Source organism: Pseudoalteromonas sp. SR43-2 (genome assembly GCF_014163885.1).
Classification (GTDB): domain Bacteria; phylum Pseudomonadota; class Gammaproteobacteria; order Enterobacterales; family Alteromonadaceae; genus Pseudoalteromonas; species Pseudoalteromonas distincta.
The window spans coordinates 168,074-183,228 of record NZ_JACJED010000001.1 but is presented as its reverse complement, the minus strand read 5'-3'; the positions used below and the strand labels follow the sequence as shown (position 1 = coordinate 183,228).

General features: G+C 38.7%; 9 protein-coding genes and 1 pseudogene. 7 read left to right on the top strand and 3 right to left on the bottom strand.

The genetic code is table 11. The features are described 5' to 3' along the window. Window positions 1–17: 17 nt before the first annotated feature. Window positions 18–2,090, bottom strand: coding sequence for a catalase (locus tag H5120_RS00900; protein WP_182673296.1), 2,073 nt, complete (start codon window positions 2,088–2,090; stop codon window positions 18–20). 242 nt (window positions 2,091–2,332) lie between these two features. Then, a pseudogene (locus H5120_RS00895) lies at window positions 2,333–3,158 on the bottom strand (mechanosensitive ion channel family protein). Between the two features lie 368 nt (window positions 3,159–3,526). On the opposite strand from H5120_RS00895, the gene H5120_RS00890 reads away from it, so the two are divergent. From H5120_RS00890 to H5120_RS00860, 7 genes are all read left to right on the top strand, one after another. Continuing rightward, entirely contained in the window at window positions 3,527–3,913 is a 387-nt protein-coding gene (locus H5120_RS00890; RefSeq protein WP_058154196.1) for a hypothetical protein, read from the top strand. Between the two features lie 330 nt (window positions 3,914–4,243). Beyond that, complete coding sequence (gene gss / locus H5120_RS00885; RefSeq protein WP_182673295.1) at window positions 4,244–6,112, top strand: bifunctional glutathionylspermidine amidase/synthase; 1,869 nt, start codon at window positions 4,244–4,246, stop codon at window positions 6,110–6,112. Window positions 6,113–6,247: 135 nt separating this feature from the next. Further along, entirely contained in the window at window positions 6,248–6,616 is a 369-nt protein-coding gene (locus tag H5120_RS00880) for a DUF2237 family protein (RefSeq protein WP_182673294.1), read from the top strand. Window positions 6,617–6,852: 236 nt separating this feature from the next. Further along, entirely contained in the window at window positions 6,853–7,377 is a 525-nt protein-coding gene (gene dps / locus H5120_RS00875; protein ID WP_024595435.1) for a DNA starvation/stationary phase protection protein Dps, read from the top strand. A gap of 602 nt (window positions 7,378–7,979) precedes the next feature. Then, window positions 7,980–10,919: a TonB-dependent receptor gene (locus tag H5120_RS00870; RefSeq protein ID WP_182673293.1), complete on the top strand. Its 2,940-nt coding sequence runs from the start codon at window positions 7,980–7,982 to the stop codon at window positions 10,917–10,919. A 309-nt stretch (window positions 10,920–11,228) separates the two neighbouring features. Then, the gene (locus tag H5120_RS00865) at window positions 11,229–12,020 is read left to right on the top strand and encodes a hypothetical protein (protein ID WP_182673292.1); all 792 of its coding nucleotides are present in this window, start codon (window positions 11,229–11,231) and stop codon (window positions 12,018–12,020) included. Between the two features lie 257 nt (window positions 12,021–12,277). After that, complete coding sequence (locus tag H5120_RS00860; RefSeq protein ID WP_182673291.1) at window positions 12,278–14,017, top strand: SulP family inorganic anion transporter; 1,740 nt, start codon at window positions 12,278–12,280, stop codon at window positions 14,015–14,017. A gap of 52 nt (window positions 14,018–14,069) precedes the next feature. Here the strand turns inward: H5120_RS00860 and H5120_RS00855 are convergent, their stop codons facing one another. After that, complete coding sequence (locus H5120_RS00855; RefSeq protein WP_182673290.1) at window positions 14,070–14,747, bottom strand: glutathione S-transferase family protein; 678 nt, start codon at window positions 14,745–14,747, stop codon at window positions 14,070–14,072. Between the last annotated feature and the right edge of the window lie 408 nt (window positions 14,748–15,155).

The window sequence follows — 15,155 nt, the reverse complement described above, 5'->3', positions numbered from 1 at the left end:
TTTGATTATTGAGCTTACTAACGTTCCCAATATCTTAAATTACGCAATGTATTTATAAATTTATCGGCTGAATGTGCCTCTAAATCTATCCAACCATCATCTACTTTTCCATCAAGGCCTGCCGCTTTGAATAAAGGCTTAGCCTCATTTGTAAAGCCTATAAATTTCATATGTGCGTACGCATCACTTACAAAGTCTTTAGCTTCTGCTATGGCAGCTAGTTTTTCAGCTCCATCTTCGGTGGTGAGTACAAGTACCGCATCGTATAAAACCGATGGACCACCATTAATAACCTGATCAGCTTTAAAGTGCTTACCTTTACTGCATTTAGCACCGCCAACTTGCGGGGCAATAATTTCAAAGTTTGCACCTTCACTTTTAAGTGCATTGGTAACCGATTCAAAAATTTCTGCATTAAAGCCATCACTTACTATAATACCTAATTTACGGCCTTTGAAGGTGTTGGGCGCATTTTTCAAAATACTTAACGCATCTGATACAGGTAAGTCTTTACGTGTTGGCATTGCAGCTTCAGCTGGAGCTGGCATTTCTTGCAAGCCAAGACCTTCGGCAACTTTATTTGCGAGGGTTTCGTCAATATTTAACAAGTGCGATACCAAACGTTCTCGTATTGGCAAATGCTCAACTTTAGACAGCTCAAACACGTACGCAGATTGAATATGCGCCTGCTCTACCTCTGTTTGACTTAAATAAAATTGACGAGCTTGACTGTAATGATCGCTGAATGTTTCTGAGCGATAACGCAGTTTATCACCGCCACTTACTTCAGGTTCCTTTGAGCTTTTAAAGCCATGTACTGGGCATTCGCGCGGGTTGTTTTCGTCGCCGCTCCATGAGTTTGGCTCATAATTAACACGCCCTTTTGGATTGTGCATTGCCATGTGGCCATCTTGCTGAAAATGACGCATTGGACATTTAGGCGCATTGACCGGAATATGCGTAAAGTTAGGACCACCTAAACGCTTAGTTTGAGTATCTAAGTATGAAAAGTTACGACCTTGCAGTAGCGGGTCAGGTGTAAAGTCGAGCCCCGGTACAATATTTTGAGTACAAAATGCTACTTGCTCTGTTTCTGCAAAAAAGTTGTCTACAACACGGTCAAGCACCATACGGCCAACAATTTGCACTGGTACTTGCTCTTCAGGTATAAGCTTAGTGGCATCAAAAACATCAAATTCAAATTCATCAGCAAATTGCTGATCAAACACCTGCACACCTAGTTCCCACTCAGGGAAGTCGCCGTTGCCAATAGATTCCCACATGTCTCTGCGATGAAAATCAGGGTCCGCGCCGTTTAGCTTAAGTGCTTCGTTCCATACTACAGATTGCATGCCGCCTTTTGGTTTCCAATGAAATTTAACGAATTTCTCTTCACCTTTGGCATTAATAAATTTAAAGGTATGAACACCAAAACCTTCCATAAAGCGTAAAGAGCGTGGAATAGCTCTATCAGACATTGCCCACATAACCATGTGCATTGACTCAGGTGACAAACTCACAAAGTCCCAAAAGTTATCATGTGCTGTTTGCGCTTGTGGAAAACCACGATCAGGCTCGGCTTTAGCTGAATGAACTAAGTCTGGAAACTTCATCGCATCTTGAATAAAGAATACCGGTATATTGTTACCCACTAAATCCCAGTTTCCTTCTTGGGTATAAAATTTTACCGCAAAACCGCGTACATCACGTGCTAAATCTGGAGACCCTTTATTACCTGCAACCGTAGAGAAGCGAGTAAACACAGGCGTTTTTTCACCTTTTCGCTGAAAAATATCTGCACAGGTTAAATCTTCAAGCGTGTCGTAAGTTTCAAAATATCCGTGTGCACCATAGCCTCTGGCGTGCACTACACGCTCAGGAATGCGTTCGTGATCAAAGTGAAAGATCTTCTCGCGCATTATGTGATCTTCTAATAATCCGGGGCCACGCTTTCCTGCACGTAATGAGTTTTGATCGTCACTTACGGGGCAGCCCTGCGCGGTGGTCATGGTAGGGTGTTCACCCGATGCCTTTTGATGCAATTCGCCGCCATGCCCTTTATTACCTGAGTATTTAAATGATTCAGCCATGTTTAGTCCTTCATACAGTTTAATTTAATGGGTCGATAGTTTTTATGAGCTTTAAAGCTAAAAGTGACTATGCAAATGCAAAATAAAGACCAGCCATCAAACCTAGTAAAAAAGGGCTGTACAGATAACAATGTAGTATTTGAGGTGATTTATAAAAGAAAAGGTTACACAGGTATGTAACTTTTTCACATAAAAAAAGAGCACTTAAAAGTGCTCTTAGGTTTATGCATTTTTAAATTTAGTTAATCTTTATTCTCGTTAACTAAAATAACTTTACGATGTGGGAAAGGTATTTCAATGTTGTTTTCATCAAGTGCTTTTTTAATTAACTCTGGCACCGTGTAAAGAATATCGAAGTAATGCTCGCCCTTACAAAATGGCCTTACTAAAAAGTCTACTGAGCTGTTGTTAAGTGTTTCTACTTCAACAAAAGGAGCTGGATCTTTTAGTATATGTGGGTGCGCTGCAAGTACCCCATCTATAACTTTACGTACAGCCGTTGTATCTTCACCGTAAGCAACACCAAAATGCATATCCACACCACGAATTGGATGATGTGAATGGTTTATAATTTGCGCGCCCCAAATTTGACTATTTGGTATAATAACCTGTTGGTTATCGAACGTTTGTAAAATAGTAGTGAACATATCTACTTCTGTTACTTTACCAAAACGCCCTGCTGCCTCAATAAAGTCATTCACTTTATAAGGTCTGAAAACAAGCAACATAACGCCCGCGGCAAGGTTCGACATTGCACCTTGTGACGCCAAGCCTATAGCAAGCCCCGCAGCACCGAGTAAAGCAATAATAGAGGCTGTTTGTACACCAAAGCGATTTAACACAGCAATAATAACGAACGCTAATATGATGTAGCGAGCCATGCTGCCTAAAAAGCGAATCGTCAAGATGAGTGTATTTATGACACAAGCCAATACTTAAATTGCGTACTTTGCCCGCTAACCATAAGCCCGCAAGTAAAATTGCAATTGCTAGTAATATGTTGGTTGCCCACGTAATTGCAGCGGGTAAATATTGATTAATATCAATGTTGTTTATTATGTCTTCCATTGTTTTTCCTGTTTTAAAAACTTTTAGCTAGTTTTGCTACACCAAGCGCAACAGTTTAACAAAAAATTAACCAAAGTACGGATATAGGAGTATTTTAAAACATAACGAAAGAGCGTTCCCCTCAAAACATGTCATCGCTCATGTAAATCTTTCAACACATAATTTTGCTTTACCCCTTGGTTTATAGCTTAAATAATTAAACTTTAACTAGTTCATAAATAAAGCTAATACCCGAGATACACCTCGGTTAACTCTCTTAATTTTCTAATTATTGCTGGCACTCATCTATAAATTTACCGATAATCTCACCTAAGCGCGCATATATTGCGAGACATCACAATTGGATGAAATTAAAACAAAGGATTATTATGAAAAATTACTCAATTTTAGTTACAGCGGCAGCACTTACTGTACTTGCTGGTTGTTCAACATCTGTTGCAGTAAGAGACTTTGAACAAAACCCTATTCCGCAAACATCAACAATTACCAACAGTGAAGCTGACGTAGAAAAAGGTATTCTAAAGGCATGTATTCAGCTTGGTTGGAAGTGTACGCCTTTGAGTGAAGGTAAAATAAAAGGTGTACTGGATATTCGCACACATCAATTAACTGTCGATATTGCGTATGACAAAACGGCATACTCAATCAACTATAAAGACTCTATTAACTTAAACTACAACGGCAAAAAAATTCACCGCCAATATGTTAATTGGGTATCAAACCTAATACGCCATATAGATGCTGAAATGATTTAGCAGCGCGTTGACCTGCTTTACATATTATAAAAAAACACTAAATATGAATAATCAAAGTGGAGAAGTTACCTATAGCTACTCCATTTTTTAGTTGAGATTTAAACAGTAATAATTACGTCAAAAATATTACTAACTTTCAACCAGCTAAAAGTCAAAAAGTACCAAACCTTATACTATTAGTAAAAGTACTCTCCCATCTTTCCACTCTTTAATGAATGAGTAATTTTTTACTTATCCCCCTTCGTAAAAGCATATTTTATATCTTGCTATAACGCAGTTTGGCTCATATAGTCAGCAAATTATCACACCTTATTTTGAACATCTTTGTTTATGAAATCTTCTGCTCCTGCTAGTGATTTTGGTACTTTATTAGGTTATGCACCTGGTAATGTTGCTGTTTACTCATCTGATTATGATACGGCTGATGAAAGCATTTATCCTAACCGTAGTGCCTATCGTAGTTACCTAGACGGTATTTACATGGGCTATAAATGGCAATGCGTTGAATTTGCCCGAAGATGGATGTACCTCAACCATGGTTATATTTTTGATGACATAGCTATGGCTTACGATATTTTTGAGTTGCGTTCAGTGCGCGATGTAAGTAGCCAAAACAGATTGCCACTAAACGCGTTTAAAAATGGTGCTAAACATCACCCTCAAGTAGGTAGTTTACTTATATGGGAAGAAGGCGGCGAGTTTGAAGAAACAGGCCATGTTGCTGTCATTGTTGAAGTGCATGAAGATAAAATACGTCTTGCTGAGCAAAATGTAGGGCATCAAATATGGCCAACAAATCAAAACTGGTGCCGTGAACTAAAAGCAAAAGTAACTAAAGATGGCGACTATTGGATTGAGTGCTCTTACAGCGACGCCACTATTTTAGGTTGGATGACACAAACTGATGAAACAGAATATGCTGAGCCAACGTTTGAGCTAAACACTGACTTATTTACTATAGAAGCCCATAAAGCAGCAGATACAGGCCAAGCAAACAAGTCATGGTTAAATATTGCGAATGACGATGAAGCTGCCTACGTAAAAATGATGCAAGGCCATAAACTTACATCCGTAGATGAAGATCAACATAATTACTTTGCAATATTTCAAACGGCGCAGCAAAGCATTGAGCATGCAACAAATGAGCTGCATGGCTTATTTATGCATGCAACTGACTATGTACTACAGCACCCTGAGTTATTAAAAAAGTTTAATTTACCCGATGTTGTACTTAATAAAATTCGCCAATCGTGGGATAACCGCTTAAACCAATTAATTACCAGCCGGTTTGACTTTGCCTTAACAACAGCAGGTTTAAAAGTTTACGAATACAATTGCGATTCGGCATCGTGTTACATGGAAAGCGGCAAAGTTCAGGGTAAATGGGCAAAACACTTTGGTGTTAAAGCAGGTGTAGATGCAGGCCAAAATTTATTTAAAGACCTCGTAAGAGCATGGCGTAAAAGTGAAGTAAAAGGTCTTGTTCATATTCTGCAAGATGATGAACAAGAAGAACATTACCATGCATTATTTATGAAAGAAGCTATTGAAGCCGCAGGCTTTGAGTGTAAGTTAGTAATTGGCTTAAGCACACTTCGCTGGAATGAGTCAGGCAACATAGTAGATGAAGACGGCGCACAACTGAGTTACGTGTGGAAAACGTGGTCGTGGGAAACCGCACTTGATCAAATTCGTGAAGAATGTGAAGCCGACCAATCATTAGGTGATAACTTTGAACCACAATTCAAAATTGGTGAAACGCCACGTTTAGTCGATGTATTACTGCGTAAAAATGTCATGGTATTTGAACCGCTGTGGACATTAATTCCAAGTAACAAGGCTATTTTACCAATACTGTGGAGCTTATTTCCTAATCATAAATATTTACTTAATACCGCGTTTGAACTTAACGACGAGTTATTACAAACTGGTTATGTAGTTAAACCAATAGTGGGACGCTGTGGCGCTAATATTCAACTTGTTGATGAACAGCAGCAAGTTATAGAAAAAACAATGGGGCACTTTGCCGATCAAGACCAAATATACCAACAGCTATTTGCATTGCCTAAAGTAGATGACTACTTTGTACAAATATGTAGTTTTACCGCCGCCGGAAAATACTCTGGTGGTGGCGTACGCGTTGATAAAAGCATGATCATAAACGGCCATAGCGATTGTATGGCGCTGCGTATTAAATAATAAACAATACTAAGCCCGCAATTTGCTGCGGGCTTAAGTTTGTGTAGCCCTTCCCTCTTTTAAGTTTTATAGCTATCTCAAGCGAGTTACTCCTGATAGAGTAAATTTATTAAACACCACTAATTAAGGTATTTCATGGCGAATCAATTTAATGTACTCGGCACACGCTTAAAACTATGTTGCGGTAATGGTGGCTACACACGTGAAGGGTTTTGTTATGTACCAGAATCAGATCTTGGCAATCACAGTGTGTGTGCAATTATGACTGATGAGTTTTTACAATTTTCAAAATCACAAGGTAACGATTTAATAAGCCCGAACCCTCTTTACGATTTTGAAGGTTTAAAAGCCGGTGATAAATGGTGCTTGTGTGCGCTAAGATGGCTTCATGCTATTTCAGCAAACGTTGCGCCACCAGTGGTACTTGAGGCTACAAATAAAAAATCATTAGAAATAGTGCCGCTCGATGTTTTAAAAGCGCACGAATATAAAGCCAACGTTTAAATACACCTAAAAGTAACTAGATCGAAGTCTGCATATTTTACAAATATATGCAGGCTTTTCAAAAATCCAATCACCCCTCCAGCCTCTAAAATCTTAAATAAAAACATAACCCCATGTCTTTAAATGATTTTTAAAAGAAATCAACTTACGGCATAACAGTTGCTTTATTAAGTTTAAGTCACGCTCATCACGCAACATATTATATGAGCAAAACATTACTTAATGTAGGAGAAATTATGAGTAACAATAACGAATCAAACAAAACAACTAAATTTACCGCGCCAGGTATGAGTGACGAATCAGCCCAAAAAACAATAGCTACGCTAGATAACCGCATGGTTGCATTGATAGATTTACAGCTTACTTTAAAGCATATTCACTGGAACGTAGTGGGACCTAACTTTATTGGCGTACATGAAATGATAGACCCGCAAGTAGACATTGTACGCGAAATGACAGATACAATTGCAGAGCGAATTGCGACTCTTGGTGCAGTACCTGTTGGCACACCAAAATCAATTGTAGATCGCCGTACTTGGGACGAATACTCTGTAGGCAAAGGTTTAGTAACCGAACATTTGGCTGCGCTTGATAAAGTATATAACGGCGTTAATGCCGATCACCGTAAAGCAATCGAGACTCTTTCTGAGCTAGATCCGGTCTCTGAAGATATGATCACCAGCCAACTAGCCGATTTAGAGCAATTTCAGTGGTTCATACGAGCACATTTAGAATCATCTACAGGCGAATTACAGAGCTAATACATCTAAAGTAAGAAAGCCCAGCATTATTATGCTGGGCTTTTTTTTGCGTAAAAATCTATTTATCGCTACCTAGTGTATCGCCCCCCCAGCTAGTACAAAATCAATATAAAAACAATAGAAAATTGGTATTACCAAATGATTTTTAATTATTTTAACCTCTCCACTATTTCGCAAATTTATAAATCATTTAGAACTTTTAATGGTCGCTCTTCCAAGTCAATATCACTTAAAAAGTAAACTAAACACGTATAAAAGTACGCATAAAATTTAAAAATAGTACTAACAAATGTATTAAATAGTACAAATAATATATAAAAATGCCTTTGGTAAAGATACTTCAATAAAATTCATTCAAAATACAAAAAATAAAAACACACTATAAGCCTTTAAATTTATTAAATATAAGCAAAATAAAAGAGGTTTTTGTAATACACATTGTGAAATTTTGGTAAACAAAGGTTGTAAATAAAGTTGAATTGGATTAATTTCAACCATACCACCTGTATGACACACTACAGGAAAGAAACAGTTAAATTGGTTAACCAAACCAGGTAACAACACACACAATGACGCAAGTCGTACCCAAACGGGAGAGATACATGAAACTCAATCAAATTACTTCAACATTAATTAATAAGCATAAAAGAAGTAGCTCTACAGCAATCAGTGCCGCAGCCCTTTTACTAATGGCTTCTTCAAATATTGCAGCGCAAGAGGCTCCCGCAGCTTCAGAAACGGCAGCTGCAGACATTGAAGTTATTGAAGTAAAAGGCATGCTAGGCAGTATGAAAGCCGCCGCTATGCTTAAGCGTACTGACGGACGTATTGTAGATGCAATTGTTGCTGAAGACATTGGTAAGTTACCAGATAATAATATTGCAGAAGCGTTGCAACGTATTACTGGCGTATCTATTAATACCGATTTTGGTGTGGGTGACAGTGTTTCGATTCGTGGCTTACCTCAAAACCGTGTTGAATTAAATGGTCGCTCTACTATTGGTGACTCTCGTGACGGCATTAGCTTGCAAGATTACCCATCAAGCTTCTTAAAAACAGTAGAAGTAGTTAAGTCTCCTACTGCCGATATGATTGAGGGTGCATTAGGCGGAACAGTTAGTTTAAAGACAGTTCGCCCATTAGAGTTAGATAAACTAACTGGCGCAGTTTCATTAGATGGCGAATACGCTGATAAAACAGAAAATGTAGCTCCTATTTTTAGTGGTTCAATTGGTAACAACTGGGACTTTGATGAAATGGGTACCTTTGGTGCCATTGCTATGTTTTCATTCCAAGATCGCGAAATTCGCCAAGATGAAACATCTAGCCGTGTTAAACCTCAGGATATCGAAATTAATGGCCAAGAAGGTAATACACCTAGTGGCAACGCTATCGTAAGAGACGAGCACAGTGTTGAACAATATGTAGAACAACGTAAACGAACTGCTGTAAATTTATCTCTTCAATGGGCACCACAATCTGGTAATGGCATGGTGTATCTTGATTTAAGCGGCACAAAGCGCTCAGGTGAACAAGCTGGTAACTCTATTTTAGGTGTCGCAGGTTCGTTATCAACAGATGCAAATACAACTCAAGATGCTAACGGCGTAAATAATTACACGTTAACAAACGAATTTGGTATTCCTAAAACATACAGTGACTTTCGTGAAACTGACTCGTTTTCAAATGCACTTGGTGCAGAGTGGAACCTTACTGACAGCATCAAAATCTCTGGTGAAATTGCGGTAGCATCATCAGAAAGCGTAAGACCTGACTCTGAATTTACACTTCGCCCAATCGAAAAATCAACATTTGAAGCAAGTGGCGGAACTCAGCTAACAAATCATTTATATGATGGTGCATTCTCTCAAGACGGTAATAAATTACCAAGCATCATTCATTCAGATCCTAATGCATTTACTGACCCACAAAACTTAGCACTTCGTACGTTTAAAAGTGAAGATAGAAGAACAGACAATGACGAAACAGCTATTCGTTTTGATGTTGAAATGTTTGAGCCACTCAGCAGCTTAAGCTGGGTATCTAAAGTAAAAGCGGGTGTACGTGTTACTAACCGCGATTACGAATATGAGCAATACAAAGTAGAAATTAAAGACATTTATAAAAATGCATTTAACGACTCAGACGGTTCGTTAGCCACTTTATGGGTTGATGACTACAATGCTGCTTTTTCAAATAGCTTTACAACAGTTAGCCACGACAACTCATTTGACCAATTAGGTCATTCGGGACAAAACGACCTACTAACCTTTTTAAGCTACAACGGTTTATCTAACCCGGCCAATACTTACGCTCAACTTCAGCAGTTACTTGCAGGTACTAACCTAGCGTCAACAGGTAGTCTTTCAGATAACCAAGAGTTCCAAGAAAGCGCATACCGTAACGTAGTTGAAGATACAGCTGCCGTGTATATATCAGCCTACTTAGACTTTGATAACATCACCGCAATTGTGGGTGGTCGTTATGTAACTACGGATTTAGAATCAAGCGTATTTCTTAATGGCGAAAAAGTAACTGGCGACAATGACTACAGCGACTTTTTACCAAGCTTAAACGTAACGTATAACTACTCAGACGAAACATTATTCCGCTTTGCTGCTGCAAAAGTTATGCGCCGCGCTGACTTCAGTGAGCTAAGCCCTGCATTTGACGTTAATAACGACATTACAGGTGCAACGCAAGGCTCTATTGATTTAGAACCATATCGTGCAACGCAATACGACTTATCTGTAGAGCATTACTTTGACCAAGGTAACGTAATTTCTTTCGCAGTATTTTATAAAGATGTTGAATCTTTCTTAAGTAACGAAAGTAGCTGTGTGGCGGCATCAAGCACTTCAACAGGCCAAAACGTAACTCAATGGAACCAAGTATGTCAGCTTGACGTTGCAGGTGTTTCACAAGATAACCTAGTTTACTCGGATGCAACTGACTTCCCAGTAGATGCTGATGGCTTTAACCATGTAGCAGGCTTACGTGACGCAGGACTAACGGGTATCGATACTGTTAAAAATGTAAACGGTGAAAACGGCTCAGTACAAGGCTTTGAAGTTGGTTATCAACAGTTCTTTACAGACCTACCTGGTGCATTTTCTGGCTTAGGCATTAACGCAAACTACACATACGCAGACAGCGAGCAACCAAACGGTAACCCGTTATTAGATATTTCTAAAAATACGTATAACTTACAAGTATTTTGGGAATACGAAGGTTTCTCTACTCGTCTAGCTTATAACTACCGTGACAGTTTCTTAGATACTGAAAACGAGAAACGTGTAGAAAATATTAACTCTGACGGCAGTATTTCAGCAGAAGGTACTGTTTACGGTAATAACTACCGTGACGACAGAGGCCAGTTGGACTTCTCTGCAAGCTGGGATATTAACGAAAACGTGACCTTAGTAGGTAATGCGACCAACTTAACGGGTGAGCCTTCTATTTACCTATCTGAACTAGGTGGTGCTTGGAAGTACACTGAAGCGGATCGCCGTTACAGCTTTGGTATTCGCGCTAAATTTTAATTTTCCCTAGAAACTAAAGCCTGCTTTTATGCAGGCTTTTTTACGTCTATAAAAAAGTGGCACTTGTGTTAAAACATCGCACAATTTTTATAACTAAATATTTATTTAAAACAATAAAATTATCATTGAATAATACTTCAAACTAAAATTTAGATACCGCGTAAACAATATCAACCTCCTGCACTTCACTTTTAGCGCACAAACTAAGCACCATACATTGCACTAAAAACCAGCAACCTTGCAGCTTGGTTATAAAATGTCTAGTATTCTAAAGCCGTACTTATAATTGGTACGAAAAAAGGATTAACAATGTCTCTAAAATACATAACAACAATATCAATCACATTATCATTACTATTATTAACAGCATGCGGCTCTGGGGGAAGTAAAACAAAAGAGGCTGAAAGCATTGAAATACCACAATCAAAAGCGGTTATTAATAACAGTCCCTTAAGTGACTACAAAATAATTATCTATGGTAATAGCCATAGTTCACAGTTAGGGGGCTTATTAGAAATAATTATTACAAACCAGTTACCTAGCACTTCAGTCAAAATAACGACTGTTAGTGGTCGATTTTTAGATGAAATAGTCGCAGTAAATGCGAATGTCGATAAATTAAAAAGTGATAACTGGAGTCATGCAATTTTTCAAGGCCAAAAGTACTCACAATCAGGTTCGACTGACTACCCTACAAGTGCAACTGAGCAATTAATCTCGAACGCAAAAGAGCATAAAATTACACCTATTTTATTTCCAGAGCATCCTCAAAAAGGGGATCCCGCAGAAGCAAAGCTGGTTTACGACCTCCATTTAGCAATCAGTCAAAAACAACCTAGCTGCATAGCGCCTGTTGGCTTTGTATGGAATCGAGTATTAGAAATAATGCCTAGTATAAACCTTCATAGTGCCGACGGTAATCATGCATCCTATGCTGGGAATGTCCTTACAGCGATGACCTTTTATCAAATCATTACCTCGGAATTAACAGACACAATGCCATTTATTCCTGCTATAGATTTAACACAGCAAGAACAAGCCTTATTTGGACAAGTAGTAACAGAGGTGCTTGAGTTATATCCGGCATGTGGTGCTAAATAATCTTAAAAAATTTAAAACTAGATTTTAGATTTAGTGATTTCCTGAGGTGCTCAATACCAGTACATTAATACTACGCACATAAGCTGATTAAAAGACACCTCAGGAAAATTCAATTTTCACTTTTTTGCCAAATTATAAATTTAATATCTTGATAAATAATCACCTGCAATTTATTAAAATAACCGCCGTCCTAGCTATACTTATTTGAATATTAAATTTACTATCAAAACGTTGTAACTATTAGCAGGAAAACTAAAGTGCTGTCGCGTTTATATAATTTTATGCCCGGTTTAAATACATTGCTGCACTATGAACGCCAATGGTTTGCTGATGATGTAAGGGCGGCGCTATCAGTAGCTGCAGTGGCTCTACCTGTTGCCATTGCTTACGCACAACTAACCGGTGTTAACGCCGCCGTAGGGTTATATTCTTGCATACTGCCAATGATGCTATATGCACTTTTTGGTACTTCAAAACAATTAATAGTCGGCCCTGATGCCGCAACCTGCGCCGTTATTGCCGCTGTAGTAACACCTCTTGCTGCAGGTGACAGCTTTAAGCATTGGCAACTTGTTGTCACCATGACCGCTATGACCGGCTTTTGGTGCTTTATAGCCAGTAAATTTAAGTTAGGTGTATTAGCTGACTTTTTATCTAAACCTATTTTAATGGGCTTACTAAACGGCGTAGCTATCACTATTATTGTGGGTCAATTTTCTAAAGTATTCGGTTTTACCTTTGATGAACGCTACTTACTTGAGCGCCTAGGTGGTGTGCCCACATACCTAGCGCAAACACACGTTCCAACCTTATTAATGGCTTTGTTTACACTGGCGGTCTATTTTGCCATGAAACGGATAAAGCCCACGTGGCCTGCATCTATGTTTGCTATTGCTTTTGGTGCGCTTTTGGTATGGATTTTCGATTTAAAACAATTTGATATAAAAACCATTGGCACCGTAACTGGCGGGCTTCCCGTTTTTAATACCCCTGTTTTTGATTTAGGGATTATTCGCGAGCTGGTGGTACCCGCACTTAACTTAGCCATCGTGAGCTTTGTTAGTATGATGCTAACTGCCCGCAGCTTTGCTGCTAAAAATGGCTACGACATAGACGCCGATAAAGAATTTAGAGCGTTAGGTATTGCCAATATAGCGTCAGCTCTTTCGCAAGGTTTTGCAGTCAGTGGCGCCGACTCACGCACCGCTGTTAACGATGCAACAGGTGGTAAAACGCAGTTAGTATCAATAATAGCAGCGGCCATTATTGCGCTCATAGCTGTATTTTTAACAGCCCCACTTGAATTTATTCCAAGCGCAGCGCTAGGTATTGTACTTATTATTGCCTCTGTACACTTACTCGATTTAAAAGCTGTTTGGCAATTAAAACGAAAAGACAAACAGGCATTTTATCTCGCCTCAGGCACCTTACTTGCGGTGTTATTTATTGGCGTTATACCAGGGATCACACTTGCTGTATTACTGGGGTTATTTCAATTTATTCGCACTGTTATGCGCCCAACCGACAATATTCTCGGCGTAGATGTTAACGGTGTAGTAAGAAGTTTAGACGCCACAGATAAAGCAAAAGCAGTGCAAGGCGTGTTTATCTATCGCTTTAATTCACCTTTAACTTACTTTAATGCCAGCTACTTTAAACGCAGATTACTTGAGCAATATGCAAGGCAAAAAGACGACACTCAATGTGTAATAATTGACGCTGTGCCCTGCTTTACTCATTTAGATTTAAGTGTAATGGCCATGCTTGCAGATCTCGACGTTATATTTAAAAAGCGCGATATAAGGCTTGAGCTTGCAGGTAGAAAACGTCAGTTACTTTCGTGGTTTGATATTGCAGGAATGAAGTCAGGAAAAGAAGGTATATATATTCATTCAGATTTATACATCGCCCTAAAAAGAAATAGCGTAAGCAAGCACACGCAAGAGGTTAGCTTGTTTGAGTCAGACGAAAATAAAGAACCGCTCACACAGCAATAAAATACAATAAGCAGATCAGCTAACTGATCTGCTGTTTAGTATTAATTACTTTTTATACTTTTGGGTAGTTTGAAGGAAAAAACGCTTTTTTAGCATCTTCATCAAACTCTTTTTTAAAGGCTATATCAGTACCAATTGCGCGTGCACGTGCAACCGCTGGGCGGCTATCAATGCTTTCAAACCAACGCTTAAGATTTGGGTACGGTGCTAAGCCCTCTTCACCTAATACAACCGGTGCTTTATCAATCCAACCCCATGCAGATACATCAGCAATGGTATACGTATCACCCACTATAAAGTCACGACCTTCAAGGTGAGTATCAAGTACTTCGTAATGGCGCTGCGCTTCACGTAAATAACGATTAACCGCGTAATCAAGCCCTTCTGGCGCCATGTGTCTAAAGTGAACACTTTGCCCTGAATATGGACCTAAACCCGATGCGATAAACATTAACCACGACAGCATTTCAGCGCGGTCTTCTAGTTTTCCTTCAAGCTTCCCATACTTTTCAGAAAGGTACATTAAAATAGCATTTGAATCGAACACACGCGTTTCACCATCAACAATTGCTGGCGCTTTAGCGTTTGGATTAATTGCTTTAAATTCAGGTGTATGTTGCTCACCTTTTAAAGTATCAAGAGGAACAAGTTCAAACGGTAAGTCTGTTTCTTCTAAAAAGAGCGCAACCTTCATTGGGTTAGGAGTATGGTGAAAATAAAATTTAATCATATAAAGTTCCTCAATAATTGAGCAACGATTAAAGCACAACTTGAGCGGGTGTTCAAATTAAGTTTTAACTAAGTAAAATACACAGTTAAAACGTGATTTAATTGTGAGTATTTCGTGATACTTCAATCGTAAAAATCACTTATGCCAAGGAAAATATCAGCCTTTGCGAGAAGTAACATGCTTTTAGAAATTTATGATTCACAAGGTGAAGAATTTGCCCACCAGCAGAGCTGCTGAGTTTCAAAATTTACAGATGATGTAAAACTATAGACTGGTTTAATCCTTATTAATTCCGATGTTAATTACTGAGAGTGTTCAGTATGGAAAGATCCTTTTTACTTTCGCTGGTTTTATAAAAACTTCAAAAAATAATAATAGAGTAGCAAAATGCAATGTCTTTTTTTTAGC

Excerpts from the sequence above, each read along its gene's own strand:
- dps (WP_024595435.1), top strand. The coding sequence starts at position 6,853 with ATGAGTAACAATAACGAATCAAACAAAACAACTAAATTTACCGCGCCA.
- H5120_RS00870 (WP_182673293.1), top strand. The coding sequence starts at position 7,980 with ATGAAACTCAATCAAATTACTTCAACATTAATTAATAAGCATAAAAGA.
- H5120_RS00890 (WP_058154196.1), top strand. The coding sequence starts at position 3,527 with ATGAAAAATTACTCAATTTTAGTTACAGCGGCAGCACTTACTGTACTT.
- gss (WP_182673295.1), top strand. The coding sequence starts at position 4,244 with ATGAAATCTTCTGCTCCTGCTAGTGATTTTGGTACTTTATTAGGTTAT.
- H5120_RS00855 (WP_182673290.1), bottom strand. The coding sequence starts at position 14,747 with ATGATTAAATTTTATTTTCACCATACTCCTAACCCAATGAAGGTTGCG.
- H5120_RS00880 (WP_182673294.1), top strand. The coding sequence starts at position 6,248 with ATGGCGAATCAATTTAATGTACTCGGCACACGCTTAAAACTATGTTGC.
- H5120_RS00900 (WP_182673296.1), bottom strand. The coding sequence starts at position 2,090 with ATGGCTGAATCATTTAAATACTCAGGTAATAAAGGGCATGGCGGCGAA.
- H5120_RS00865 (WP_182673292.1), top strand. The coding sequence starts at position 11,229 with ATGTCTCTAAAATACATAACAACAATATCAATCACATTATCATTACTA.